The organism is Actinomycetospora rhizophila (assembly GCF_042657905.1).
Taxonomy (GTDB): Bacteria; Actinomycetota; Actinomycetes; order Mycobacteriales; family Pseudonocardiaceae; genus Actinomycetospora; species Actinomycetospora rhizophila.
This window is the reverse complement of sequence record NZ_JBHSKG010000008.1, coordinates 204,143-229,229: the sequence shown is the minus strand read 5'-3', so window position 1 is coordinate 229,229 and position 25,087 is coordinate 204,143. Positions and strand designations below refer to the sequence as shown.

General features: G+C 74.3%; 28 protein-coding genes. 14 read left to right on the top strand and 14 right to left on the bottom strand.

Annotation, left to right across the window (positions count from 1 at the left end; genetic code table 11):
* Positions 1-44: 44 nt before the first annotated feature.
* Positions 45-1,169 carry an EamA family transporter gene (locus tag ACFPK1_RS17240; RefSeq protein WP_378022165.1) on the top strand — a complete coding sequence of 375 codons (1,125 nt, stop codon included), beginning with the start codon at positions 45-47 and terminating at the stop codon, positions 1,167-1,169.
* A gap of 250 nt (positions 1,170-1,419) precedes the next feature.
* Here the strand turns inward: ACFPK1_RS17240 and ACFPK1_RS17235 are convergent, their stop codons facing one another.
* The 3 genes from ACFPK1_RS17235 to ACFPK1_RS17225 form a co-directional block, all read right to left on the bottom strand.
* The gene (locus ACFPK1_RS17235) at positions 1,420-1,740 is read right to left on the bottom strand and encodes a DUF1905 domain-containing protein (RefSeq protein WP_378022164.1); all 321 of its coding nucleotides are present in this window, start codon (positions 1,738-1,740) and stop codon (positions 1,420-1,422) included.
* Between the two features lie 47 nt (positions 1,741-1,787).
* On the bottom strand, positions 1,788-2,441 hold the full coding sequence (locus ACFPK1_RS17230) for an Rv1733c family protein (protein WP_378022163.1): 654 nt from the start codon (positions 2,439-2,441) through the stop codon (positions 1,788-1,790).
* Positions 2,442-2,565: 124 nt separating this feature from the next.
* Positions 2,566-2,733, bottom strand: a complete 168-nt coding sequence (locus ACFPK1_RS17225; protein WP_378022162.1) for a hypothetical protein — start codon at positions 2,731-2,733, stop codon at positions 2,566-2,568.
* A 113-nt stretch (positions 2,734-2,846) separates the two neighbouring features.
* Here ACFPK1_RS17225 and ACFPK1_RS17220 point away from each other — a divergent pair, with 113 nt between their 5' ends.
* Positions 2,847-3,221, top strand: a complete 375-nt coding sequence (locus ACFPK1_RS17220) for a cupin domain-containing protein (RefSeq protein ID WP_378022161.1) — start codon at positions 2,847-2,849, stop codon at positions 3,219-3,221.
* A gap of 12 nt (positions 3,222-3,233) precedes the next feature.
* Here the strand turns inward: ACFPK1_RS17220 and ACFPK1_RS17215 are convergent, their stop codons facing one another.
* The 3 genes from ACFPK1_RS17215 to ACFPK1_RS17205 are packed head-to-tail and all read right to left on the bottom strand — an operon-like array spanning position 3,234 to position 7,143.
* Positions 3,234-4,721 (bottom strand): class I adenylate-forming enzyme family protein, encoded by a 1,488-nt coding sequence (locus tag ACFPK1_RS17215; RefSeq protein ID WP_378022160.1) that lies wholly within the window; start codon positions 4,719-4,721, stop codon positions 3,234-3,236.
* Between the two features lie 41 nt (positions 4,722-4,762).
* Positions 4,763-6,370 carry a thiamine pyrophosphate-binding protein gene (locus tag ACFPK1_RS17210; protein ID WP_378022159.1) on the bottom strand — a complete coding sequence of 536 codons (1,608 nt, stop codon included), beginning with the start codon at positions 6,368-6,370 and terminating at the stop codon, positions 4,763-4,765.
* Positions 6,370-7,143: a cyclase family protein gene (locus ACFPK1_RS17205; protein WP_378022158.1), complete on the bottom strand. Its 774-nt coding sequence runs from the start codon at positions 7,141-7,143 to the stop codon at positions 6,370-6,372. Before ACFPK1_RS17205 ends, ACFPK1_RS17210 begins: the two co-directional genes overlap by 1 nt.
* Before the next feature lie 71 nt (positions 7,144-7,214).
* Here ACFPK1_RS17205 and ACFPK1_RS17200 point away from each other — a divergent pair, with 71 nt between their 5' ends.
* The 4 genes from ACFPK1_RS17200 (at position 7,215) to ACFPK1_RS17185 (ending at position 11,721) form a co-directional block, all read left to right on the top strand.
* Positions 7,215-8,315 carry an LLM class flavin-dependent oxidoreductase gene (locus ACFPK1_RS17200; protein ID WP_378022157.1) on the top strand — a complete coding sequence of 367 codons (1,101 nt, stop codon included), beginning with the start codon at positions 7,215-7,217 and terminating at the stop codon, positions 8,313-8,315.
* A 210-nt stretch (positions 8,316-8,525) separates the two neighbouring features.
* Entirely contained in the window at positions 8,526-9,677 is a 1,152-nt protein-coding gene (locus ACFPK1_RS17195; RefSeq protein WP_378022156.1) for an acyl-CoA dehydrogenase family protein, read from the top strand.
* Positions 9,677-10,519 (top strand): phosphate/phosphite/phosphonate ABC transporter substrate-binding protein, encoded by an 843-nt coding sequence (locus tag ACFPK1_RS17190; protein ID WP_378022155.1) that lies wholly within the window; start codon positions 9,677-9,679, stop codon positions 10,517-10,519. The genes ACFPK1_RS17195 and ACFPK1_RS17190 overlap by 1 nt, the downstream gene beginning before the upstream one ends.
* Complete coding sequence (locus ACFPK1_RS17185; protein ID WP_378022154.1) at positions 10,516-11,721, top strand: ferritin-like domain-containing protein; 1,206 nt, start codon at positions 10,516-10,518, stop codon at positions 11,719-11,721. Before ACFPK1_RS17190 ends, ACFPK1_RS17185 begins: the two co-directional genes overlap by 4 nt.
* A 1-nt stretch (position 11,722) precedes the next feature.
* On the opposite strand, the gene ACFPK1_RS17180 is transcribed toward ACFPK1_RS17185, so the two are convergent.
* Positions 11,723-12,199, bottom strand: coding sequence for a MarR family winged helix-turn-helix transcriptional regulator (locus ACFPK1_RS17180; protein WP_378022153.1), 477 nt, complete (start codon positions 12,197-12,199; stop codon positions 11,723-11,725).
* 202 nt (positions 12,200-12,401) lie between these two features.
* Here ACFPK1_RS17180 and ACFPK1_RS17175 point away from each other — a divergent pair, with 202 nt between their 5' ends.
* The 6 genes from ACFPK1_RS17175 to ACFPK1_RS17150 all read left to right on the top strand — a co-directional run bounded on the left by ACFPK1_RS17175 (position 12,402) and on the right by ACFPK1_RS17150 (position 17,462).
* A complete protein-coding gene (locus tag ACFPK1_RS17175) occupies positions 12,402-13,433 on the top strand; it encodes a substrate-binding domain-containing protein (protein ID WP_378022198.1) in 1,032 nt (343 codons plus the stop codon).
* Between the two features lie 129 nt (positions 13,434-13,562).
* Positions 13,563-13,847, top strand: a complete 285-nt coding sequence (locus tag ACFPK1_RS17170; RefSeq protein ID WP_378022152.1) for an FmdB family zinc ribbon protein — start codon at positions 13,563-13,565, stop codon at positions 13,845-13,847.
* Positions 13,848-13,983: 136 nt separating this feature from the next.
* Positions 13,984-14,619: an AmiS/UreI family transporter gene (locus ACFPK1_RS17165; RefSeq protein WP_378022151.1), complete on the top strand. Its 636-nt coding sequence runs from the start codon at positions 13,984-13,986 to the stop codon at positions 14,617-14,619.
* A 28-nt stretch (positions 14,620-14,647) separates the two neighbouring features.
* Complete coding sequence (fmdA, locus tag ACFPK1_RS17160) at positions 14,648-15,901, top strand: formamidase (RefSeq protein ID WP_378022150.1); 1,254 nt, start codon at positions 14,648-14,650, stop codon at positions 15,899-15,901.
* A gap of 159 nt (positions 15,902-16,060) precedes the next feature.
* Positions 16,061-17,074, top strand: a complete 1,014-nt coding sequence (locus ACFPK1_RS17155) for a coiled-coil domain-containing protein (protein ID WP_378022149.1) — start codon at positions 16,061-16,063, stop codon at positions 17,072-17,074.
* Between the two features lie 4 nt (positions 17,075-17,078).
* Positions 17,079-17,462 (top strand): hypothetical protein, encoded by a 384-nt coding sequence (locus ACFPK1_RS17150; RefSeq protein WP_378022148.1) that lies wholly within the window; start codon positions 17,079-17,081, stop codon positions 17,460-17,462.
* Positions 17,463-17,472: 10 nt separating this feature from the next.
* On the opposite strand, the gene ACFPK1_RS17145 is transcribed toward ACFPK1_RS17150, so the two are convergent.
* From ACFPK1_RS17145 to ACFPK1_RS17130, 4 genes are all read right to left on the bottom strand, one after another.
* Entirely contained in the window at positions 17,473-17,901 is a 429-nt protein-coding gene (locus ACFPK1_RS17145) for a nitrile hydratase accessory protein (protein ID WP_378022147.1), read from the bottom strand.
* A complete protein-coding gene (gene nthA / locus ACFPK1_RS17140) occupies positions 17,898-18,500 on the bottom strand; it encodes a nitrile hydratase subunit alpha (protein WP_378022146.1) in 603 nt (200 codons plus the stop codon). Before nthA ends, ACFPK1_RS17145 begins: the two co-directional genes overlap by 4 nt.
* 13 nt (positions 18,501-18,513) lie before the next feature.
* Positions 18,514-19,206 carry a nitrile hydratase subunit beta gene (gene nthB / locus ACFPK1_RS17135; RefSeq protein WP_378022145.1) on the bottom strand — a complete coding sequence of 231 codons (693 nt, stop codon included), beginning with the start codon at positions 19,204-19,206 and terminating at the stop codon, positions 18,514-18,516.
* A 67-nt stretch (positions 19,207-19,273) separates the two neighbouring features.
* Entirely contained in the window at positions 19,274-20,821 is a 1,548-nt protein-coding gene (locus ACFPK1_RS17130; RefSeq protein ID WP_378022144.1) for an amidase, read from the bottom strand.
* Positions 20,822-21,044: 223 nt separating this feature from the next.
* Between ACFPK1_RS17130 and ACFPK1_RS17125 the strand changes: the two genes are divergently transcribed.
* On the top strand, positions 21,045-21,263 hold the full coding sequence (locus ACFPK1_RS17125) for a CbtB domain-containing protein (protein ID WP_378022143.1): 219 nt from the start codon (positions 21,045-21,047) through the stop codon (positions 21,261-21,263).
* Positions 21,264-21,267: 4 nt separating this feature from the next.
* Here the strand turns inward: ACFPK1_RS17125 and ACFPK1_RS17120 are convergent, their stop codons facing one another.
* Positions 21,268-21,693 carry a DoxX family protein gene (locus tag ACFPK1_RS17120; RefSeq protein WP_378022142.1) on the bottom strand — a complete coding sequence of 142 codons (426 nt, stop codon included), beginning with the start codon at positions 21,691-21,693 and terminating at the stop codon, positions 21,268-21,270.
* A gap of 63 nt (positions 21,694-21,756) precedes the next feature.
* On the opposite strand from ACFPK1_RS17120, the gene ACFPK1_RS17115 reads away from it, so the two are divergent.
* Positions 21,757-22,686, top strand: coding sequence for a LysR family transcriptional regulator (locus ACFPK1_RS17115; RefSeq protein ID WP_378022141.1), 930 nt, complete (start codon positions 21,757-21,759; stop codon positions 22,684-22,686).
* Here the strand turns inward: ACFPK1_RS17115 and ACFPK1_RS17110 are convergent.
* Both ACFPK1_RS17110 and ACFPK1_RS17105 read right to left on the bottom strand, forming a co-directional pair.
* Complete coding sequence (locus ACFPK1_RS17110; protein WP_378022140.1) at positions 22,652-24,202, bottom strand: AMP-binding protein; 1,551 nt, start codon at positions 24,200-24,202, stop codon at positions 22,652-22,654. The two genes, ACFPK1_RS17115 and ACFPK1_RS17110, sit on opposite strands and share 35 nt — an antisense overlap.
* A complete protein-coding gene (locus ACFPK1_RS17105) occupies positions 24,202-25,005 on the bottom strand; it encodes an SDR family NAD(P)-dependent oxidoreductase (protein WP_378022139.1) in 804 nt (267 codons plus the stop codon). The genes ACFPK1_RS17110 and ACFPK1_RS17105 overlap by 1 nt, the downstream gene beginning before the upstream one ends.
* Positions 25,006-25,087: the final 82 nt, after the last annotated feature.

The following is a 25,087-nucleotide window of genomic DNA, read 5'->3' as shown; positions in this document are numbered from 1 at the left end:
ATCCCACGTGGACGCGGACGGTTCCCCGCCCTCTACTGGATCCCGTGACCACGCTCCCCACCTCGCCGCGCGGCGGTGCCGCGATGGCCGTCGGCGCCATGTTCTGCGTGCAGCTCGGGCTCGCCCTGTCCACCGGGCTCTTCGAGGCCGTCGGCCCGGCGGGCACGGCGGCCCTGCGGCTGCTGTTCGCCGGGGCGCTGCTGCTCGTCCTCGTGCGCCCGCGGCCCTCTGCGTTCACGCGCACGAGCCTCGCCGCCTGCGTCGCGCTGGGCACCGTCACCGCCGGGCTGACGATCCTGTTCACCGAGGCCATCGCCCGCATCCCGCTGGGCACCGCCTCGGCGCTGGAGTTCCTCGGCCCGCTCGGGGTCGCGCTGGTCCGCGGTCGTGGGCGCGCGCGGGGCTGGGCGCTGCTGGCCGCCGTCGGCGTCGTCCTGCTCACCCACCCCTGGCAGGCCGGCCTCGACCCCGCCGGCGTCGGCTTCGCGCTGGCCGCCGCGGCCTGCTGGGCGGGCTACATCCTGCTCACCCAGCGCGTGGGCGACCACGTCACCGGGCTCACCGGCCTCGCGGTCTCGATGCCCGTGGCCGGGCTCGTCGCCGCGGTCGTCGCCGGGCCGGGCCTGCTCGCCGACGCCGGGACCGGGGCGCTCGACGCGTCGGTGCTGCTCGTCGCGCTGGCCATCGCGCTGCTGATGCCGGTGATCCCCTTCAGCCTGGAGCTGCTGGCCCTGCGCCGCCTGACGGCCGCGGCCTTCGGCACCCTGATGTGCCTCGAGCCCGCCATCGCCCTCGCGATCGGCGCCGTGCTGCTCGCCCAGACACCGACGCTCGAGGCGGCCCTGGGCATCGCGGCGGTCGTCGCGGCCGGCATCGGCGCCGAGCGTTCCGGCGCGCGCGGTTCCTCAGGCGTAGGACGCGATCAGTCCCACGACCACGCCGGTGCTCCCGACGACCGCCGCCACGACGCCCCAGAAGAGCGCCGGGCGGATGTTCCGGGTGCGGCCGGTCCCCCACATCACCGCGGCGGGCAGGAGCCCGAGCGCGGCGAGGCCCAGGAACGGCACCGTCAGGGCGGCGAGCACCCCGCCGGTGCCGGCGGGGACGGCCCGGTCGCGGTCGGCGTCGAGCTGCGCACGGACGACCTCCCCGGCGGTCGAGTCGGGTGACGCGTCGACCTGGACCGGCGGGCTCCCGTCGTCGGGCACGAAGACGCCGTCGCAGTCGTAGCGCCCCCGGCCGAGGTCCAGGCACTGCTCGACGGTGAGCGTGCCCGGGGTGCCGACCGCGCCCGCCGCGAGCCGGACGTCGCCGACCCCCAGCGCGATCGGCAGCACCGCGATCACCGCCCACAGGACCACGAGGACGATCCGGCCGACCGGTCCGGGTCCGGGTCGCCGCCCGTGGTGTGCCATGTCGTCAGACCGCCCGGCCCGTGCCGTTGGCGGCGCGACCCCCGCGCGGCACGACGCTCACGCCGACCGTGACCGTCGCGCCGTCGCCGATCCGCTCGGCGGCGCGCACCGCCTTCTTCACCGGCAGGACGTAGCCCCCGTCGCGGGGCAGCAGCGAGGTCTCCCACTCGGTGGCGCCGATGCGGGCGCGGACCGGCACCGCGCCCCACCCGTACGACGCGTCCTCGGCCTCGACGACGTCGCGCCCGTGCTCGGGCAGCGCGATCCACCAGTACGGCGCCGGACCCCGCCACTCGAAGATCGCGGCGGTGAACTCGAGGTCCATGACCGTTTCCTACCGCACGGCGTGGACGGGTCGAGCTCCCCTCGCGCTCAGTGCCGCCGGTCGGGCTCCGGGTCGGGATCGGGCTCGGGGTCGGTGAAGCGGCGCCAGGCCCGGTCCCAGGCCCGGAGGCGGGCGCGGTCGAGGACGTGGCGCAGCCCGGCGAGCAGGAGCAGCGAGACGGTCAGGCCGATCAGCAGCAGGAACACGGTGACCATGGCGCCGTGCGCGCCCGGCGCCGTCGCCGGCATGGGCGGGGGCGTCGGCCGGTCGGCGGCGTCCACCCACAGCACCCGCGTCTCCCCGGGGGCGGTGCCCTCCGGCACGCGCGCGAGCCCCGTGCGCGGCAGCCCGTCGGCGCCGAGCCAGCGCACGGGGACGCGCACGACGTCCGTCGAGGGATCGGAGCCGTCGTGCGCCGGGCGGGACGCGACGTCGGCGCCCGGCGGGAGGTCCCGCGACGCCGACGGCTGGACCACCGCGAGCACCGGGTGGCGCTCGCCCTGCTCGATCGCGGCGGTGACGGTGAGGCGCGCCGTGACCTCCCCGCCCACGCTCAGCGCGACGGGCAGGAGCACCAGACCCGCGATCAGCAGCACCCAGCGGGCGGCGACCTCGAGGCGGTCGCTCCCGCGCCGCAGCGCGGACCGCGGGGGCACGAACAGGGCGATCGCCCCGCGGGCCGGGCCCGTTCTCGCCCCCATGGTGCGCCGCCTCCCCTCGCTCGCGCCTCCGGGGAGCGTGGGCGGCGGGCCGTGGGGGCGGGCAGGGTCGTCCGGCCCGGCGCACCCGGGACCTTCGGCCCTGTGGCGCAGCGCGCCGGAACGGTCACCCGAGGAAGTCGTCGACCAGCTCCTCCATGCCGCGCAGCGGGCGGTAGAGGCGCCGGTCGCGGGGTGGCGGGATCGAGGGTGACGCGGTGTCGAGCTCGCCGTCGGGGCGTGCCGGCCCGCCTGCGCGACCGGTGGCGGGCGTGGGTGGCGCGTCCTCGTCCACGACGGGTTCTCCTTCGGCACCGGAGAGCGTTCGGGTCGCTCCCCACGGTGACCGTGCGCGCCCGGCCCGTGCAGGGCCGAAGGTCCCGAGATCCGATCCTCGATCATGGAGGCATGAGCTTCTTCGTGAAAGGCGCGGGCGAGGGCGACCGGTACGGGTTCGGCGGTGCGGTCTTCACCGTGAAGGCGAGCGGGACGGACACCGAGGGACGGGTGGGGGTGATGGAGCAGGCGGCGCCGGGCGGGCTGACCGTGCCCCCGCACACCCACGAGGGCGAGGACGAGATGTTCTACGTCCTCGAGGGCGAGGTCCGCGGCTTCTGCGGCGACGAGCGCTTCACCGCCGCGACGGGCGCGTTCATCTTCCTGCCCCGGGACGTGGAGCACGGTCTCGAGGTCGTCGGCGACCGACCGGCCCGGGTGCTGACGATCGTCGGGCCCGCCCGCTTCGACGCCCTCGTGGTGTCGCAGGGCACGCCGCTGACCTGAGCCTCCGCCGGCTCACCGTGCGGCTCCCAGCACCTCGTCCCGCAGGGTGTTCTTGAGGATCTTGCCGATGGTGCTGCGGGGCAGCTCGTCGCGGACGACCACCGTCCCCGGGACCTTGAACCGCGACAGCCGCGCCGCGCACCAGGCGATCAGCTCGTCCGGGTCGGCCTGCGCCCCCGCCGCGAGGACGACGTGGGCGACGATCGCCTCGTCGTACACCGGGTCGGGCACCCCGTGGACGGCGGTCTCGAGCACGGCCGGGTGGGCGGCGAGCACCTGCTCGACCTCGCTGGCGGCGACGTTCTCGCCGGCGCGCTTCATCATGTCCTTGGCGCGGTCGACGAAGTACGCGCGGCCCTCGTCGTCGAGCCGCACCTGGTCGCCGGTACGCAGCCAGCCGTCGTCGAACAGCGCCGCGGTGGCCTCCGGGCGCCCGTCGTAGCCCGGGGTCACGTCGACCCCCGGGCGCCCGCGCACCTCGAGCTCGCCGGGGCCGCTCCCCTCGCCCTCCTCCCCGACGACCCGGACCTCGATGCCCGGCAGCGGCAGGCCGATCGAGTCCCAGCGGCGCCGCTCGTCGAGGGGGTTCATGAACGGCGGGACGACGGTCTCGGTCATCCCGTAGAGCTGCAGCAGCGGCGCGCCGAACCGGGTCTCGAACTCCTGCGCCTGGGCCGGGGCGAGGTTCTGGGCGAACAGCACCAGGCGCAGGGCGTTGTCCGCGTCGTCCGGCGTGGGCTCGGAGCGGGCCAGCACCATGCGGATGGGCGCGGCGAAGAGGCTCGCCAGGGTCGGGCGCAGCTCGCGGGCCTGGGCCGGCCACCCGGTGGCGGAGAAGCGCGCCGCGACGGCCACCGACCCGCCCGCCACCAGCGCGGACATCAGGCAGTAGTACTGGGCGTTGCCGTGGAAGAGCGGCAGCGTGACCAGCCAGCGGTCGTCGGCGGTCACCTGCAGGTGGTCGGCGACGAGCTCGCCGACGCGCCGGTAGTTGGCGTGCGTGACCTGCACGCCCTTCGGGGCGCTGGTGGTCCCGGACGTGAACATGATCGCGGCGAGCTCGGGGTCCGCGGCCGGCGGGGGCGTCGCACCACCGCGACGGGCGACCAGCTCGTCGAGCCCCAGCACGGTCCGCGCGCCCGCGACGGGCTCGACCGTGCCGCGCAGGGCGTCGTCGACGACCGAGAGCACCGCGCGGGAGTCGGTGAGCTGGTGGGTGACCTCGTCGGCGGTCGAGAGCGGGTTCACCGGGACGACGACGGCCCCGAGCCGCGCGCAGCCGAACCAGACGTCGAGGAACTCGGGGCGGTTGGGCGTCATGAGGTGCACCCGCGCGCCGGGCCCCACTCCCAGCCCGGCGAGCAGGCCCGCGGTCTCGTCGGCACGCCGGACCTGCTCGGCGTAGGAGACGGTCGCGGGGCCGCCGTCACCGGCGAACACGAGGAACGGCGCGTCGGGGCGCTCGGCGGCCGTCGCGGCGAGGAGGTCGTAGACGCTCACAGGACCTCAACTTGTACTCGGGTACATGTTTCGCGTGGACCCTAGTGCCCCTTGAACGCCTCCGCCAGCCACCACGACGGCCCGTCGGAGGTGACCTTCGCGTCGAGGAGCAGCGGCCGGTCCCGCGGGCCGGCGAGCCACTCCCCCACGATCGCGAGGTCCGCGGTCGACCGGACGATTGCCGCCGCGCACCCGTAGCCGGCGGCGATCGCGGCCAGGTCGATGTCTCCGAAGCGCACGGTCGCGTGGTCGCCGCCCGCGAAGTGGTGGAACTCGGCGCCGTAGCCGGCGTCGTCGTAGACCACGATCACCATCCCGAGCCCGAGCCGCACCGCGGTCTCCAGCTCGCTGATCCCCATGAGGAACCCGCCGTCCCCGCACGCGGCGACGGGCAGCCGGTCGGGGCGCGCGAGCGCGGCGCCGATGCCGGTCGCGAGCCCCAGCCCGATCGACTGGAACGCCTGCGTGAAGCAGAAGCCGGCCTCGTCGGGGACGCCGAGGTAGGCAGCCGGGTAGCCCATGAAGTTGCCGGAGTCGACGGCGACCGTGCGCTCGGCGGGCAGCAGCTCGTCGAGCGCGGCGGAGAGCACGCGGGGGTCGATGCGCTCGTCGGCGACCTCGTCGGGGACGTCGGGACGCTGCGCGCGGAGGCGTTCGGCGACCGCCGGACTCCGGTACCCGGCGCTCTTCCCGACGACCTCGAGCGCGTCCCGCGCCGTCGCCGCGACGTCACCGAGCACGCCGAGGGTGATCGGGCGCTGCGCCCCGAGCGCCTCGGCGGTGTCGTCGACCTGCACCAGCGTGGCGTGCTCGGTCAGGACCCCGTGGCGCGTCGTCCACATCGTCAGCGAGGCACCCCAGGCGACGACGACGTCGGCGTCGGCGATCAGCTCGGCGGCCAGGGCCGTCGAGAAGCCGCCGGAGATGCCGAGCGACCACGGCGAGCCGGTGAACAGGCCGTGCGCGACCGCGGAGGTCGCGAGCAGGGCGCCGCTGCGCTCGGCGAGCTCCTCGAGCTCGGCGCGGGCCCCCCGCGCGCCCCGGCCCGCGACGAACACCGGACGCTGTGCGCCGTCGAGCAGCCGGGCGAGCTCCGCGACCGACGCCGGGTCCGGGCGCGGCGCCCGCCAGGTCGTCCGGGCCGGGGCCGCGGCGCCGACCGCCGCCGCCTGCACGTCCAGCGGCAGGTTCAGCACCACGGTCCGGCGCTGGTCACGGCAGATCCCGTAGGCGCGCACGACGTCCGCGGCCGCCGACGCCGCCGAGTGCACGCGCTCGGGCACGGCGCCGACCGAGCGCGCCAGCGCGTCCTGGTCGACCCGGAAGTTCGAGCGGACCGCGCTCCCGGCGGTCTCGGCCGCCAGCACGAGCAGCGGGGTGCGCGACTTCGCGGCCTCGGTGACCCCGGTCAGCGCGTTGGTCAGCCCGCAGCCCTGGTGCAGGGTCACGACGGCCACCTCGCCGGACGTGCGCGCGTAGGCGTCGGCCATCACCGCGGCCCCGCCCTCGTGGCGCGCCGCGGCCCAGGGGACGCCGGCGTCCCGCAGCGCGTTCGTCACGTGGAAGTTGCCGCTGCCGACCACCCCGAACGCGTGCCCGACGCCCAGCTCGGCGAGCAGCGTCCCGACCTGCTCGGCGACCGTGACCATCAGTGCTCGATCAGTGCGAGCGCCCGGGTCGGTGAGCCCGAGCCGCCGACGATCGGCAGCGGGCTGACGACCACGACCGCGCCGCGGATCGGGAGCCGCCCGAGGTTGCGCAGGCTCGTCAGGCCCCACTTGTTGGCGCCCATGAGGAAGTTGTGGCAGGCGAACGGCGGGTCGAACCCGCCCGCGGCACCGGCGTCGGTGCCGACCGTCTCGACGCCGAACCCGGTGAGCGGTGACTCCTGGGCGATCCAGCGCGCGCACTCCGCCGAGACGCCGGGCGTGTGCGGCCCGGCCTCGTCGGCGTTCATGAACTCCTCCTGTGTCGCCCCGTACGCCTCCCACCCGGTGCGGTAGAGCAGCCAGCCGCCCTCGGGCAGCGGCCCGTGCTCGGCCTGCCACGCCTCCAGGTGCGCGATCTCGAGCAGGAAGTCGGGGTCGGCGGCCACCTCGGCGGTCTTGTCGATCACCACCGCGGGCGCGACCAGCGTCGACATCGGGGCCTGCGACACGTCGAGACCGTCGCGCCCGGTGACCCAGTGGTTGGGGGCGTCGAGGTGGGTGCCGGTGTGCTCGCCGGTGTGGATGTCGTTCCAGTACCAGGCCGGCCCACGATCGTCGTAGCGCGAGAGCTCCTCGAGCCGGAACCGCGAGGTGTTCGCGAACGGCGGCGGCAGCTCCAGGATCGGCGTCGACTCCTGCAGCGGCGTGGTGAGGTCGACGACCTCGACGGCACCCGAACGCAGCGCGTCGGTGAGGGCGGCGAGCACGGACATGGTCGTCTCCTGGGTGGGTGCGGGTCTCCGGGGGATCATCACCCCACCGGGTCCCGACGGAAAGGACGGACATGCCCCTCGTGCGCGCCGACGGCGACTTCCTGCTCGGTCTCTTCTCCCCCAACTGCTCCTCCGGGCTCGCCGTCACCGCGGTGCCCGAGCGCTGGTCGGGGAGCTGGGAGGACAACCTCGCCCTGGCGGTGCTCGCCGACGAGGTCGGCGTCGACTTCCTCCTGCCGATCGCGCGGTTCATCGGCTACGGCGGCGAGACCAACTTCCACGAGAGCGTGCTGGAGCCGGTCCCCTGGGCGGCGGGCCTGCTCGCCCGCACCCGGCGCATCCACGTGTTCTCCACCGTGCACACCGCCTTCAACCACCCGGTGGTCAGCGCGAAGCAGCTCGCGACCATCGACCGGATCGGCGGCGGGCGCGCCGGGATCAACATCGTCGCCGGGTGGAACAAGCCCGAGTACGACGCGTTCGGCGTCGAGCTGCCGACCGACCACGACGCCCGCTACGCCCGCGCCCAGGAGTGGTTCGACGTCGTCCGGGAGCTCTGGACGACGCCGGGGCGCTTCGACCACGTCGGCGAGTTCTTCGCGCTGCACGGCCTCGAGGGCGAGCCGAAGCCGGTGCACGGGACGCTGCCCATCCTCAACGCCGGGTCGTCGGGCCAGGGCCGCGACTTCGCCGCCCGCAACGCCGACTTCGCGTTCACCGTGGTGGCCGGCCCGGAGGACGGGGGCGAGGTGGTCACGGCGGTGACGACGGCGGCCCGCGAGCGGTACCGGCGGGAGATTGGCGTGCTCACCCTCGGGCACGTCGTCTGCCGCCCGACCCACGCCGAGGCGCAGGACGCGCTGCACCACTACGCCGAGGAGGGCGCGGACTGGGCGGCGGTCGACAACCTCATGGCGCTGCAGGGCCTGCACGCCCAGTCGTTCACCCCGGAGATGCTCGCGACGTTCCGGTCCCGGTTCGCTGCCGGGCACGGCAGCGTGCCGCTGATCGGCACCCCGGACGAGGTCGCCGCCGAGATCGCCCGCTACGCGCGCGCCGGGTTCGCCGGGATGACGCTGGCGTTCCTGGACTACACCGCCGAGCTGCCCTACCTGGCCCAGGAGGTGCTCCCGCGCCTGGAGCGGCTCGGGGTGCGGCGGGCGCGCGACTGATCGTCTACCGCTCTTGTCCGGACCCGGGTCGTGACCACAGGATGGGCCGGCCGATGCCGTGGGAGGAGGTCGCCGTGCACCGCCGTCGTTGAGCCGCCGTCGTGCCGCCCGGTCGGGCGGCGTCCGCACGGTCACGGCGGCCGGCCGCGCCCTCCTGACGAGGTGCGCCCGACTCCGCCGTGATCGTTCCCCGATCCCGGAGGAGTCTCCGTGTCCCTTCCTGCTGCCCCGACGACCCACGATGTGCTCGACGCCGTCGGCGCCGTCGTCACCTCCACCGTCGCCCCCGCCGCCGCCGAGATCGACCGCACCGGCGCCTACCCGCGCGCCGACGTCGACGCCCTGGCCGGCGCCGGCGCGCTGGGCCTGCTCAGTGCCCCCGAGGTCGGGGGCGCCGGCGGCTCCCTGGCCGACGTCGCGGGCGTCCTCGAGACGATCGCGCGTGCCGACGCGTCCACGGCGATGGTCGTGCTCATGCACTACGCCGCGACCTCGGTGATCGAGCCGCACGGCCCCGAGGACGTCCGCCGCGAGATCGCCGCGGGCCGCCACCTCTCCACGCTCGCGTTCTCCGAGCGCGGCTCACGCAGCCACTTCTGGGCCCCGGTGAGCACCGCGACCGCGGTCGACGGCGGCGTGCGCCTGGACGCCGCGAAGAGCTGGGTGACCTCGGCCGGCGAGGCCGACAGCTACGTGTGGTCCAGCCGCCCGGTCGAGGCCGACGGGCCGATGACCCTGTGGCTGGTCCCCGCGGGCACCGCCGGGATCGCGGTCGCGGGCACGTTCGACGGCTTCGGGCTGCGGGGCAACGCCTCGACCCCGATGAGCGCGGACGGGGCCGTGGTGCCGTCCTCGGCGCGGCTCGCCGACGACGGCGCCGGCCTCGACGTCGCGCTGGGGACCGCGCTGCCGACGTTCCTGGTGGGCAACGCCGCGGTGTCGCTCGGGCTGATGGAGGCCCTGGTCGACGAGGCCGCGGGCCACGTGACGACGACGCGGCTCGAGCACCTCGGCCAGACCCTGGCCGAGCAGCCGGCGACCCAGCGGACGTTCGCCGCGCTGCGCACCCGGGTGGACGCCACCCGGGCCTTCCTCACCGACACCCTCACCGCCCTCGGCTCCGGGCGCCCGGACGCGACGCTGCGCGTGCTGCAGGTCAAGGCGGTGTGCGCGGAGGCCGCCGCGGACGTCGCCGACGGGGTGATGCGGCTCTGTGGCGGGGCCGCGTTCCGCAAGGAGCTCGGCATCGAGCGGCGCTACCGCGACGCGCTCGCCGCGCGGGTCATGGCGCCGACCACCGACGCCCTGCACGACTTCGTCGGCCGGGCCACCCTCGGCCTGCCGCTGTTCGGGGGTGCCTGATGACGCTGCTCATGGGCGGGGTCGCCTACGACCCCAAGGTCGTCACCATCTGGGACGGGTTCCGGCACTGGCTGCGCGGCCAGGGCCTGGACTTCGACTACGTCCTCTACTCGCACTACGAGCGCCAGGTCGACGACCTCGTCGCCGGGCACATCCACGCCGCCTGGAACTCGCCGCTGGCCTGGGTGCGCAGCGAGCGCCTCGCCGCCGCCCGCGGCCGGCGGGTCAGCTCGACGGTCATGCGCGACACCGACCAGGACCTCACCTCGGTGGTCGTGGTGCGGGCCGACTCGCCCGCGCGCTCGGTGGCCGACCTGGCCGGCGGCACCGTCGCGGTGGGCGCGGTCGACTCCCCGCAGGCCACGCTGATCCCGCTGTCGTTCCTGCGGGGCCAGGGGCTCGGGGACCTCACCGTGCGCCGCTTCGACGTCGGCGTCGGCCTGCACGGCGACCACATCGGCGGCGAGCGCGACGCCGCGAGGGCCCTGGTGGCGGGCGAGGTCGACGCGGCCGCCATGATCGACGGCAACCACCTGCTGTTCGGGCAGGAGGGGACCCTGCCGGCGGGGTCGACGCGGGTGCTCGCGCAGACGCCGACCTTCGACCACTGCACGATGGCGGTGGTCGACTCCGCGCCGGCCGACGAGGCCGGCGAGTTCGTCCGCCTGCTGCTCTCGATGTCCTACGCCGACCCCGAGGTCCGCCCGCTGCTCGACCTCGAGGGCCTCAAGCAGTGGGTGCCGGGGCGCACGAGCGGCTTCGGCCCGCTGACCCGGGCGGTCGACGAGGTCGGCTTCTACGACGCCGACGGCGGGGTGACGGCGGCGGAGTACCGGCCGTGACCACGCCCGGCGCCCCGCTCGATCTCGGTCCTCTCGGGTTCGAGCGGGGCGCCCACCTGCTGGTCGACCGGGCCCTGCGCGGGGTGTCGGTCGGCGGCCGGGTCGAGGTCACCGGCGGCGACCCGGCCCTGGGCGTGCACCTGCGCGCCTGGGCCCGCCACCGGGGCCACCGGTTCGCCGTCGTCGCCGACCGCTCGGCCACCTTCGCCCTGGAGCGGGGTCCCGCCGAGCTCCAGCGCTGGCAGGGCGCGGAACGGGCGGGCGCACCGGGCCCCGACGGCATCGTCGACCGGCCGCCCGCGCGGTGGGGGCTCGCCGCCCGGGGCGCGCTGATCGAGCCCGGCGGCCCGGACACGGGCTTCGACATCGACCGGCGCGAGGTGGTCTGGGCCGACCTCGCGCCCCGGCTCTACGCCCACGCCGCGGCGGCGCAGTGGGACCCGGCCACCGCGGTGGACTGGGCGGCGACGCCCGCCGAGCCGGTGCCCGCGGACGTCGAGGCCGCGGTCGTGCAGGTGATGACCTACCTGGTCGAGAACGAGCAGGCCGCGCTGGTGGTGCCGGCGGCGCTGCTGGCGCGCGTGCACCCGCACTTCCGCGAGGTCCAGCAGCTCCTCGCGGTGCAGGCCGCCGACGAGGCCCGCCACGTCGAGGTGTTCAGCCGGCGCGCGATGCTCCACGGCGGGCCGATGGGCACCTCGTCGGCCGGCGGGCGCTCGTCGCTGGCGACCCTGCTGGCCGAGCCGGACTTCTCGCTGGCCTCGTTCCTGCTCTCGGTGCTCGGCGAGGGGAGCTTCCTCGCGCTGCTCGGCTTCCTCGAGCAGCACGCCCCCGACCCCGTCACGGCGCGCATCGCCCACCTCGCGCGGGTGGACGAGGCGCGCCACGTCGCGTTCGGGGTGGCCCACCTGGAGCACCAGAGCGCGCTCGACCCGTCGCTGCGCGGCGGGCTGCGCACCGCGATCGAACGCCGGCACGACGCGCTGGTCGACACCGCCGGCCTCAACGCCGACGTGCTCGACGCCCTGGTGCTGCTCGCGGCGGGGTCGTGGTCACCCGAGGCGATCGCCCGCGGGTACGACCGGGTCCAGGAGCTGCACCGCGCCATGGACGACGGCCGGCGTCAGCGGCTCGCGCGCCTGGGGTTCCCGCCCGACGAGGCCGCCGAGCTCTCCGCCCTGCACACCCGCAACTTCATGTGAGTCAGCCGGCGGGCGCCTCGAGCACCTCGGCCGCGGCCGGGTCGAGGCCGTCCTGCAGGCGGCGCAGCAGCGACTCGAACTGCTCGGCGTCGGCGCCGAGCAGGTCGCGGAACTGGCCGCGCACCTCGGCGGTGACCTGGTCCCACTCGGCGAGCGCCCGGCGCCCCCGCGCGGACACGACGATGAGCACCCGGCGCCGGTCCTCGACGTCGCGGCGGCGCAGCACCAGGTTGGCCGACACCATGCGGTCGACGAGCTTGCTGAGCTTGGGCGCCAGCAGCAGCACGTGGTCGGCGACCACGTTCATCGGACAACCGCCGCGCTCGGCGAGCAGACGCAGGATCCGCCACTGGTCCAGACTGGAACCGACGCCCCGCAGCGCCTCCTCGAGGCGCGCGGTGAGGGTGCGCTCGACGAGCGACAGGAGCCGGAGCGACTCCTCACCGTCCCCGGTCGACCCTGCGGCGTTCGCTGGCACGCGACGATGGTAGCCAGGCCGCCGGTCCCGGCGGTGACCAGCACGGCGAGGTTGCATCCACAGGCCCCACCGGACGCGGACGAACTCGTACGATCGGAGTACCCCCGCGGCGAGGTGTGCTCGCTAGCGTCGAGCAATGGCCGAGTCGCTGGTGCCCGCTGCGGGGACGACGCGCGCGCCGGGCGGACGCGACGTCCTCGACATGGCGCTCGTCGTCCCCCTGCAGGGCCCCGCGGGGATCTTCGGCCCCTCCTGCGAGAGCTGCGCGACGCTGGCCATGCAGGAGATCAACGCCGACGGCGGGGTCCTCGGGCGCGAGCTGAACCTGGTGCCGGTCGACGGCGGGCGCAGCCCCGAGGAGGTCGCGATCGAGGTGGACGCGCTGGTCAGCGCCGGCGCGGTGCAGGCCGTCACCGGCTGGCACATCTCGGCGGTCCGCGAGGCCGTCGCCCCGCGCATCCGCGGCCGCGTCCCCTACGCCTACACCGCGCTCTACGAGGGCGGCGAGCAGCGCCCCGGCGTCTTCCTCACCGGCGAGACGCCCGACCTCCAGCTCGGCCCGACCCTGGACTGGTTCGCGAGCACCGCCGGCGTGCGGCGCTGGACGATCGTCGGCGACGACTACGTCTGGCCCCGTCGGTCGGCCACCACCGCGGCGCGCTACCTGCGGCGCATCGGCGGGACGGTCTGCGACGAGATGTTCGTGCCGCTGGGGACGTCGGACTTCTCGACCGTCCTGCGCCGCGTGGAGGCCAGCGGCTGCGAGGCCGTGCTGATGCTGCTCATCGGCGACGACGCCGTCGCGTTCAACCGCGCGTTCGCCGCGTCCGGGCTCGACCGGGACATCCTGCGGTTCAGCTCGCTGATCGAGGAGAACGTCCTGCTCGCCTCCGGATCGGAGAGCACCCGCGGCCTCATGACCTCGGCGGGCTACTTCGAGGACCTCGCGACGAGCTCCGGGCTCGAGTTCGCGGCCACGTACTTCCGCGAGTTCGGCGACGACGCGCCGGTGCTCAACAGCCTCGGCGAGTCCTGCTACGAGGGCGTCCGGCTGCTCACCGAGCTCATGCGCCGCGCCGGCTCGATGGACGTGCCGGCGATGATGTCGGTGGCCGACGGGCTGGCGTACGAGAGCCCGCGCGGCACCGTCGAGCTGCGCGACCGGCACCTGCGCCAGCAGGTCTTCCTCGCCGTCGCGGACGGGCTGACCTGGGACGTCGTCCAGCAGCTGTGACGCTGTGTGGTCGCCACGCGACGACTCGCGACGGTCGTTGACACCCCCGGTGACGGTGGCTAGCTTTCCTAGGAAATCATTTCCTCGTTGCTATATCTTTTCGCGACCGCGCGACGAAGGGATCCACCCATGCCCCTGTACGCGTACCGGTGCGACGAGGACGGCGCCGTCGAGGTCATGCGGCCCATGGGCGCCGCCCCGGCGACCCTGTCGTGCCCGACCTGCGGCGCCGACGCCGCCCGCATGATCACCGCGCCGCGGCTGCGCGGCGACGGCGCCCGCATCGCGGCGATCGACCGCGCCGAGGCCTCCCGCACCGAGCCGACCGTGGTGTCGGCCCCGCCGCCCCGGCCCGTCGGCCCGCGGCCGGCTCCGCGCCTCGACCCCCGCACCGCGGCGCTGCCCCGTCCCTAGCCCGTCCCTAGCCCGTCCCCCCCGGCCCTGCCCCGTCACCCGGCCCGCGCGGTCCCCCACGGCCGCCCGGGCTGCTCCGACCTGCCCACTCCACCGAAGGGAACTGCCATGCCGCATCTCCGAGGGGCGCCGCCCCGTGGCTAGCGTCGGCCTGCTCTTCGTGGGCGCCGTGCTCTTCATCAACGGCGTCATGTTGCTGGGGTGGATCGACGCCCGCTCCGCCGCACCGATGAACTTCTTCGTCGGCGGCCTGCAGATCATCACGCCCCTCTACCTGATCTTCACCGCCGACGGCGACGCCGACGTCATCCTCGCGGCGTCCGGCCTGTTCCTCTTCTCGTTCACCTACCTCTACGTCGCGGTGAACCTGACCTGGGACCTGGACGGCACCGGGCTCGGCTACTTCTGCCTGTTCGTCGCGATCACCGCGGTCGTGTTCTCGGCGCTGAACTTCACCCGCTTCGCCGATCCGGCCTTCGGCGTCATCTGGCTCTACTGGGCGTTCCTCTGGGCCCTGTTCTTCGTGCTCCTGGGCCGCAAGCGCGACGGGATCGGGCGCTACACGGGGGCGGTGTGCGCCATCCAGGGGTGGGTCACCGCGTGGATCCCCGCCCTCCTGCTCCTCACCGGCGTCTACACCGAGATCGGTGTCCCGCTCGCGATCGGGCTCGCGATCTTCGGGGTCATCGTCTTCGCGGCCCTGATCCCGTGGGCGCGCCGCACCCCCACCCCCGCGACGCCCGCCCCCACCGGCGAGCACGCCGTCGCCTGACCCGTCCGACCCACACCAGGAGAGAACGATGCCGAAGAAGGTCTTCCCGCTCGACAGCAACAAGAAGTTCACCGACCAGGAGATCGTCGGCCACAACCGGTGGCACCCCGACGTGCCCGCCCAGGTGCACGTCAAGCCCGGCGACGTGTTCCGCGTCGATTGCCGCGAGTGGTTCGACGGCGCGATCGTCAACGACGACTCCGCCGACGACATCCTCAACGCCCCGCTCAACTCGGTGCACGTGCTCTCCGGGCCGATCTCGGTCGAGGGCGCCCAGCCCGGCGACCTGCTCATCGTCGACATCCTCGACGTCGGCCCGATCCCCCAGGAGGACTCCGGGCCGCTGGCCGGGCAGGGCTGGGGCTACACCGGCGTGTTCGCCAAGCGCAACGGCGGCGGCTTCCTCACCGACCAGTTCCCCGACGCCTACAAGGTGATCTGGGACTTCCGCGGCGGCCAGGCCACGTCGCGGCACGTCCCCGGGGTGTCGTTCACCGGCATCGTCCACCCCGGCCTCATGGGCACCGCGCCCTCGCACGACCTGCTGCGCAAGTGGAACGCCCGCGAGCAGGCGCTCATCGACACGAACCCGCAGGCCGTGCCGCCGCTCGCGCTGCCGCCCCAGCCCGACTCGGCGATCCTCGGCTCCCTGTCCGGCGACGACTTCGAGCGGGCCCGCAACGAGGCCGCCCGCACCGCACCGCCGCGCGAGAACGGCGGCAACCAGGACATCAAGAACTTCACCAAGGGCAGCCGCGTCTTCTACCCGGTGTTCGTCGACGGCGCGAACCTCTCCATGGGCGACCTGCACTTCTCCCAGGGCGACGGCGAGATCACGTTCTGCGGCGCGATCGAGATGGGCGGGTTCATCGACCTGCACGTCGACCTGATCAAGGGCGGCATGCAGACCTACGGCGTGTCCGAGAACGCGATCTTCATCCCGGGCAACACCGACCCGCAGTACAGCGAGTGGATCGCCTTCTCCGGCACGTCGGTGACCCTCGACGGCGAGCAGCGCTACCTCGACTCGCACCTGTCCTACCAGCGGGCCTGCCTGCACGCGATCGACTACCTGACGACCTTCGGCTGGTCGGACATCCAGGCCTACATGATCCTGGGCGCCGCGCCGATCGAGGGCCGCCTGTCCGGTGTCGTCGACATCCCGAACTCGTGCTCGACGGTCTACCTCCCGACCGGGATCTTCGACATCGACGTCAAGCCCGGCAAGAACGGTCCGGCCCGGATCGATCCCGGGATGGGGGTCCCGAAGGCCAGCGCCTGACCCGACCGGACGGGCCACGCGTGCGCGTGGCCCGTCCGCGCGTCCCCGCCGTGGCCCGACCGTGCCCGTCGCGAGACCGGACGGCCCTACCTCCGGCCCCCGGGCAGGACAAGACTCGATCCACGGACGTCGTGGCCGGCGGCTTCGAGGGAGGGGCACATGACGCGGGGGGAGAACGGCGCGGCCGGGACGCAGGGCGCCCCGTCGACGGGGGACCGACGGATCCCCTGGTGGGGGGTCGGCTTCGACGTCGTGCGCCGCGGCTACGACCGGGGCCAGGTCGAGCAGGCGCTCGACCGGGCCCAGGCCGACCTGGAGGTCATGACCGCCGACCGGGACGCCATGGTGCGCTCCGAGGAGCAGGTGCGGGCCGAGCTCCGCTCGGCGCGGGCCGACATCGACCGCCTCGTGGGCAGGCCGTTCACCGTCGGCGGGCTCTCGGCCCGGCTGCAGCACCTCCTGCGCCTCGCGGAGGAGGAGGCCGCCGAGCTGCGGGCGGCCGCCGCCGACGACGCCGGCGCGGTCGGCGAGCGGGCGCGCCACCGGGCCCGCGCGACCGTGGCCGACGCCGAGGACCGGGCCGCCGCGCTCCTCGACGAGGCCGCCGCGCGGGCGCACGCGCGGCTCGAGGAGGCCGCCGAGCGGGCCGCGGCCATCGTGCTCGGCGCCCAGAAGGAGGCCCGCGCGGTGCGGATCGAGGCCGAGCGCCTCCGCGACGAGCACGACCGGCACCGTGTCGAGTCCGACGCCGAGCAGCGCGACCTCGTCGAGCGCGCCCGCGCCGACATCGCGCGGCGCGAGCGGGAGTCGGCGGCCGACCGACGGCACCGCGACGACGAGGCCGCCGACGCCCGCCGCCGCCGGGCCGAGCAGGTCGAGGCGGCGCTGGCCGCGCGGCAGGAGGAGGTGTCCGCGGCGCTGGCCGACGCCGAGGAGCGCCGGCGCGCTGCCGAGGAACGCGCCCGCGCCCTCGAGACGGAGGCCGACGCCCGGCGCGAGGCCGCCGCGCGCGATCTCGCCGACCTCGAGGATCGCCGGCGCCGCACCCTGGCCCAGCTGGACGAGCTGCGCCGGACCCTCGACCTGCCCGCGGTCGGCGATCTCGGCGGGCCGGTGCTCGTCGGCACCAACGGCGAGGCCCCCGAGCCGGGCCCGGGACGCGGGGCGGCGTAGCGGCGTGGCCCCGACGCCCTCCGACGCCGCCCGCATCCGGGCGGACAACGTCCGGGTCCCGCGCGAGGAGTTCGTGGCGGTGTGGGACGAGGCGGGCCGGCGGGCGGCCGACGGCTACACCGAGGCCGTGGTGCAGACCTGCCGGTGGCTCGCCGCGATCCCGTCGCGCACGGCGCTGTGCGGTGGCCAGGTGCGCTCCCCGGTGACGTTGCGCGCCTGCGTCGCCTACCCGGCCACGATCGCGGCCGAGTGGGAAGCGGCGCAGCGCCGGGAGGCCTTCCTCCCGGACCTCGCGGCCCGGCCGGGCTGGTGCGACGGGGTCCGGGCGACGCTGGCGTGGGCGTGGGACCGGTCGGGGCCGCCGCCGCTGGACGTCGTCCGGAGCTGACGGCGGCCCGTCAGCGCACCGCCGGGTCGATCGCGACCGGTTCGCGGTGCGCCTCGTGGTGGTCCGCGTTGCGCGGCGTGGCCAGGACGCTGCGGGTGCGCTCGTCGAGGTCGGCCTCGGAGAGCAGCCCGTTGCCGGCGAGCACCGTCTCGAGCGCGGTCAGCCAGTGCTCGTAGTAGCTCCACGGTGCCTGCGCGTCGTCGGCGCCGTCGGCCTCCCACTGCCGGATCGACGCGATGAGCGAGAGCTGGAACTCCGACCACTCGTACTGCCCCGCGTGGTAGGCCGCGACCGCGAGGGAGAAGGCGCGCAGCTCCCAGGGCTCGCGGAACGCGGTCTCGCCGTCGCCGCCGGGCGTGCCCGCGACCAGCGACTCGACCCGCCGCCGCGCCTCGCCGAGCTCGGTCTCGTCCCTGATGGGCGAGGTCGGCGTGCTCACGCCGGGGCCTTGGTCGGCCCGACGCCGATCATCGAGTCGCGGGTCACCAGCGCGGCCAGCTCGTCCTCGGAGAGGCCGTCGGTGCCCGCGGGGCGCTGCGGGAGCACCCAGTAGCGCAGCTCCGAGCTGGAATCCCACACGCGGATCTCGACCGACTCGGGCACGTCGTAGCCGAACTCCTCGCGCAGCACCCGCCGCGGCGAGCGCACCATGGCGGCGCGGTACTGCGGCATCTTGTACCAGTTCGGCGGCAGGCCCAGGACCGGCCACGGGTAGCACGAGCACAGCGTGCAGACGATGACGTGGTGGACGTCGTCGGTGTCCTCGACGGCGACCATGTCCTCGCCCTGCAGCCCGCCGATGCCCAGCTCGGCGCACGCCGTGCTGGCGTTGGCGAGCAGGCGCTTCTTGAAGTCGGGGTCGGACCAGGCCTTGGCGACGACCTTGGCGCCGAGCTGCGGGCCGACCTCGTTCTCGTAGATCTCGGCGAGCCGGTCCACCGCCTCGGTGGTCATCAGGCCCTTCTCGATCATGATGGACTCGATGGCCTTGACCCGGGCGGCGATCTCGGCCTGGGTGGCCCTCTCGGGTGCGCTCACTGGTCGGCGCTCCTCAGCTGGTTGCGGGGACGATGTAGGGCTCCCAGACGTCGAAGGTGATCGAGCCGTTCGGCTCGGCCTCCTCGGCGCCCCAGAGCTCCTCGTTGGTGAAACGGACGGTGTACACGTGCTCGGGCGCCTCGCCCCGGTCGTTGCCCGCGGTGTCCGGGTAGATCATCTCGCCGTGGGCGAGGTCGATGACGCCGGTCTTGCCGCGGATGTAGCCCGCCTTGCGGGTGTGTCCCTTGGGGGCGTCGGCGACGACGGTGACCCGGTCGCCCACCGAGAACTTCGGCTTCTTGCCGGTGTCGCGACCGGCGGCGACACCGTTGGCCACGGCCCAGTCGATGAACGCGGTCAGCTCGCCGTCGGGGTCCTTGCCCTCGGGCAGCGGCGCGTCGGGGTTCTCGAGGTAGTACTGGGTGCGCTTCTCGATCTCGGCGGGGTCGAGCTGGTTGTGCCGCACGCCGTGGTGGATCACCGAGTGGACCCAGTGCTCGTAGTAGGTCGAGCTCAGGTACTCGATCGGCTCGATCTGCTCCATGCCGAAGCGGAACTGGTCGACCCCGAAGAAGCCGGCCCGGAAGGCGAGCGGGAAGAGCGTGTGGGCGTGCTTCTCCCACTCCGCCTTCCACACGGGTTCCTCGGGCGTCGGGTTGATCGCGCCCATCCCGTCGCGGCCGCCGAGATCGTGGATGCCGTTCATCGAACCTCCGGGTGGTAGACGGAGCGGAGCGGGAGCTCGACCCGTCGAGGGGTGTCAGGAGAGACGGTCAGGCCATCGCGGCCGGGGCTCCGGTGGGGGCGGGGAACCCGCCGACGGCCTGCTCGAAGGCGTGCGCGACGCGCAGGACCGTGGCGTCGTCGAACTGGCGGCCGACGATCATCATCCCGACGGGCAGCCCGCCGGCGAGGCCCGCGGGGACCGAGCAGGCGGGGTGGCCGGTGACGTCGAACGGCGCGGTGTTGGCGAGCATCTCCAGCGCACGGCCCAGCGTGTCGAGCACGGGCCCGTCGCGGTCGGGGCGCACGGTGGCGCGCTGCGGGAGCGTCGGCAGCACCAGCACGTCGACGTCGGCGAGCGCCGCGTCGTAGGCGGCGGCGAGCTTCGGCGCGAGGTTGCGCGCCATCCCGTAGTGGCGGCCGTGGGTGGTGTCGAGGCTGTAGCGCCCCGCGAGCAGCACGAACTTGACCGTCCGGGAGAACGCGGTCGGGTCGGCCGCCCACTGCGCGCCGTAGTGGTGCATCAGCTCCGGGTCGTAGAGGCCCTTCCAGTTCAGGCCGTACCCGGAGGTCTCGATCATCTGGGACGTGGCGCCCTCGGTGGCGATGACGTCCCAGATCTTGGGGCCGTGCAGGTGCCAGGGCACCGACACGTCGCGGACGTCGAGCCCCGCGTCGGCCAGCGCCCGGGTCGCGGCGCGGACGGTATCGTCGACCTCCTGCTCCGACTCGGCCAGCCCGAACCCCTCGCGCAGCACGCCGACCCGCAGGCCGCGCGCGTCCTGCCCGAGGGCGCCGAGGTAGTCGGCCACCTCCAGGTCGCTGGGCTGGCGCGGGTCGTGGCCGTCGCGCCCGGCGATCACCGAGAGCATCAGCGCGGCGTCGCCGACGGTGCGGGTGATCGGGCCGACGTGGTCGATCGTGAACTCGATGGGGAACGCGCCGGTGTAGGGCACCAGGCCCCAGGTCGGCTTGTGCCCCACCAGCCCGCAGTTGGCGGCCGGGATGCGGATCGAGCCGCCCTGGTCGCCGCCGGTCGCCATGTCGACGATCCCCGCCGCCACCAGCGCGCCGCTGCCGCTCGAGGAGCCGCCGGCCGTGCGCGTGGGGTCCCAGGGGTTCTCGACATCGCCGGTGTTGGCGGTGATCGAGGCGCCGGAGAAGCAGAGGTCCTCGCAGACGGCCTTGCCCGCGATGGTCGCGCCCGCGTCGAGCAGGCGGCGCACGATCGTCGCGTCGGTGTCGGGCACGAAGCCCTCGAGGGTGGCCGAGCCGTTGGTCATCGGGACCCCGGCCACCGCCGTGTTGTCCTTGACCGCCACGGTGCGGCCGGCGAGCGGCCCGGACGACGACTCGGTGATCGACGTCCGCACGTACCACGCGTTGTACGGGTTGTCCGCCCGGTCGGGCCGGGACCACTCCCGCTGCGGCACCGCGGGCGCCTCGGCCTCGTAGAGCTCGGCGACGACGTCCCAGGAGGCGAGCAGCCCGGTGACGGCGGGGTGGTACTCGCCGACCTCCTCGGGCGTCAGACCGAGCCCGTAGCCGGTGGAGACCGCCGTCAGCGCGTCGTGGTCGGGCACGGGCAGAGACGACATGGACGCTCCTCGTCTGTGGCGCGGGTCTCACCCGAACCCTAGGAACGACCGGAGCATCGGTCAACGCTCGCTGACGTGTTCACATGATCGGAACGCGCGCCTCGGGGAGGGCCGGGCGCGCCGGGATCGTGACACCGGGAAACGTCGTCACCTGTTGACCCGTCGCGTGTGAGGCGGTTTGCTCGGTCCCGGTCCCCACGCCGCCCGCCCCGAGGAGATCCCCGTGACCTCTGGTGTCGCCACCGCGAAGACCCGCACGGCCGCGGTCGCCGTCCCGGCCTCCGAGACGCTGCCCTGGCTGCTGAGCGCGCTCGTCGTCGGGCTGGTGCTCTACTACGTCATCGGGATCGACCAGGGCGCCACGTCGTTGTTCGGCGACAGCTCGGTGATCCACGAGCTCGTGCACGACGCGCGGCACTTCCTCGGCTTCCCCTGCCACTGAGACGTCACCGGCGCCGCAGCCGGTCCAGGCTGAGCGGGCCCGGGCCGAGCACGAACAGCAGCAGGAAGATCCAGCTGTAGAGGGCCGCGGGCTCGCCCCCGTTCTCCATCCAGTTCCACCCGTCGGGCAGGTGGATGACGAAGTAGGCGAACGCGAGCATGCCCGAGAGCAGGAACGCGGCCGGGCGCGCGAACAGCCCGACGGCGACGAGCAGCGCGGCGAGGATCTCGACCACCGAGATCGCGACCATCACCCCGCCGGGCGACTCGCCGCCGAGCAGACCGATCATGTCGATCGGGTGCAGCAGGAAGAGCACGGTCACGGCGACGCGGAACGCGAGCAGCGTGCCCGGTCGCGCGTACCGGAGAAGCGAGCCGGAACGCATCGTCGTCGAATCGCGCTCGGCGGTGGTCTCGAATGAGGTCGTCATGGCGACAATTCTGTCGATCCGGACGAACGACACCAACGCAGAATGCGGATGTAGGGTATGCGCGTGGCGCATGGTGACCTCGGCCTGGTCCACGAACTGCGCGCGCTCGCCATCCTCCTCGAGGAGCGCAACGTCACCCGGGCCGCCGAGCGCTTCCATCTCAGCCAGTCCTCGATGAGCCGCACGCTGCAGCGGCTCCGGGCGCTGGTCGGCGACGAACTGCTGGTCAGGGCCGGTGGCGACTACGAGCTGACGCCCCGGGCGCGCGAGATGCAGCGCGAGCTCGCCGTGCTGCTGCCGCGGCTGGAGAACCTCGTCGCGGGACGCGGCTTCGACCCGTCCACCGCCACCGGGATCGTGCGCATCATCGGCACCGACTACACCGTTTCCACACTCGGACCTCACCTGCTGCCGCGATTGCTCGACGCCGCGCCCGAGCTGGAGGTCCGCATCGAGCCGCGCGACCACGACAGTTACGCCGATCTCGAACGCGGACGGGCCGACCTCGCGCTGTCGGTCCTGCGGCCGTCGGCGCCGTTGCGGTGGGAACAATTGTTCACCGACGACGTCGTGTGCGCGGTGGCCCGCGACCACGCGGTGCATGACCGTTTCTCGGTGGCCGACTACGTCGCCGCCCGCCACGCGGTCGTCACCGTCATCCACGGCGATCAGCCCATGATCGAACGGTGGCTGCAGGCCATCGGCCGCAGCCGCACGGCCGCGGTGCGCGTCGCGCACTTCAGCTCGGCGCTGGCCGTCCTGCCCGGCACGGACCTCGTCGCGACGATCCCGCGACGGCAGGCCGAACGGCACGCGGCCCTCGACCCGCGGGTGCGGCTGGTCGAGGCGCCGGAGCGCTTCGACGCCTTCCCCTACGGGATGGTCTGGCACCCCCGCCTGGAGTCCGACCCGATGCACTCGTGGTTGCGCGACGTCCTCCGGGCCGCCGCCGCGGACCTCACGGCGCGCCCAGCTCCAGCAGGTACTTCTTGATCTCGCCCTTGAGCACCTTGCCGACCTTGGAGCGTGGCAGGTCCTCCCAGATCTCCACCTGCTTCGGCGTCTTCACGCTGCCGATGCGGGCCTTGACGAACGAGGTCAGCTCGGCGGGGTCCAGCGAGCTGCCCGGCCGCAGGGTGAGCACCGCGGTCAGCCGCTCGCCCCACTTGTCGTCGGGCAGCCCGATCACCGCGCTGTCCGCGACGGCGGGGTGGGCCATCAGCGCCTGCTCGACCTCGGTGGAGTAGACGTTGAACCCGCCGGTGATCACCATGTCCTTCGCGCGGTCGACGATGAACAGGAAGCGGTCCTCGTCGAGGTAGCCGATGTCGCCGGTGTGATGCCACCCGTGCCGCGACGCCTCCGCCGTGGCCACCGGGTCGTCGAGGTAGCCCCGCATCACCAGCGAGCCGCGCACGACGATCTCGCCGCGCTCGCCGGGCGGGAGCAGCCGGCCGTCCTCGGACATGATCGCCACGGTCACCAGCGGCGAGGGCCGCCCGGCCGACGAGAGCCGGGCGCGGGCGATCGTCCCGTCGGGCGCGAAGTGATCGGCCGGGGCCATCGTCGAGATCATCATCGGCGCCTCGGTCTGCCCGAAGAGCTGGGCCATCACCGGCCCGATCCTCGTCAGCGCGTCCTCCAGCCGCGACACCGACATCGGCGCGGCGCCGTACCAGAAGCACTGCAGCGACGACAGGTCGCGCCCGGGCAGCGACGGGTGGTCGAGCACCATGTAGATCAGCGTCGGCGGCAGGAAGGTGTGGGTGACGCGGTGGCGCTCGACGTGGTCGAGGAAGCCGCCGACGTCGGGCGACCGCATGATCACGATCGCGCCGCCCAGGCACAGCACCGGGAAGCAGAGCACCCCGGCGGCGTGGGTGAGCGGGGCGAGCGCGAGGTAGGTCGGCGGGCCGCCGCGCTCGGGCCACGGGTAGCTCATGAGCGTCACCGCGGTCATCGTCTCGAGGTTGGTGCTGGTGAGCATCACGCCCTTGGGCGTGCCGGTGGTCCCGCCGGTGCCGACGATCATGGCGAGGTCGTCGCCGCTGTCGCGGTCGACCGGCTCCGCTCCCCCGGCCCCGAGGAACTCCTCGAGGCCCCGCGCGCCCGCGACGTCGCCGTCGAGGCAGACCAGCGTGCGCAACTGCGGCAGGTCGCCGCGGATCGCCGCCACCAGGGACGCGAAGGAGGCCTGGAAGAAGAGCACCGAGCAGCCGAAGAGGTCGAGCAGCTCGCGGTTCTCCGCCGCCTCGTTGCGCGGGTTGACCGGGCACCAGACGGCCCCGGCGCGGCTGATGCCGAAGACGCAGGTGAACGCGGTGGGGTCGTTGGCCGAGAGGATCGCGACCTTGTCGCCGGGAGCCACGCCGTCGGCCACCAGGGCCGCGGCGATGCGCTCGCTGAGCGCCCGGACCTCGGCGTAGGTCGCGGTCTCGCCCTCGCAGACCAGGCAGGGGGCGCCGGGATCGAGCGACGCCCCCTTGTCCAGGTAGTCGACCAGCCGCATCACATGCCCATGCCGCCGTCGACCGGCAGGCCGGCGCCGTTGACGAAGCGCGAGGCGTCGGAGGCCAGGAACACGACGGCGTCGGCGATGTCGGACACCTCGCCGAGACGGCCCGAGGGCGTCAGCTCGACGACGGCGCCGACCGCGGCGTCGGGGCTCTCGAACAGCCCGAGGCCCGCGGTCTCCACGGCCAGCTTCTGGCCCATCGCGGTGGGCACGAGGCCGGGGTAGACGCAGTTCACCCGCACCCCGTAGCCGAGCTTGCCCGACTCCATCGCCGCGACCCGCGTGAGCCGGTCGACGCCGGACTTGGTGGCCGAGTAGCCGCCGATCGACGGGAACGCGATGGTCGCCGCGACCGAGGCGACGTTGATGACCGCGCCGCCCTGGCCGGCCGGGCCGCCCGGGCGCATCGCGCGGAAGGCGTGCTTGATGCCCAGCATCGTGCCCAGGAGGTTGACCTCGAGCATGCGGCGCACGTCGTCGGGCTCGGTGTCGACCAGCAGCTGGGTGACCTCGAGGCCGGCGTTGTTGATCACCACGTCGAGCCCGCCGAGCTCGCTGACGGTCTGGCCGACCGCCGCCTCCCACTGCGCGTCGTCGGTGACGTCGAGCGCGACGAACCGGGCGGTGTGGCCGTCGGACGACAGCGCGGACGCGGTCTTCTCCCCCACGTCCTTCGCGATGTCGGCCAGCATCACGGCGGCCCCCGCGCCGGCCAGCGCCCGCGCCATGCCCTCGCCGAGGCCCTGGGCCCCGCCCGTGACCAGCACCCGGCGCCCCGTCAGGTCGAACGCGCTCATGGAACTCCCCACATCGTCGTGTCGGTGGTGTGGATCACACGCTAGGGAGGTCCCCGAACGACCGTCAAGGACGACTTCGGAC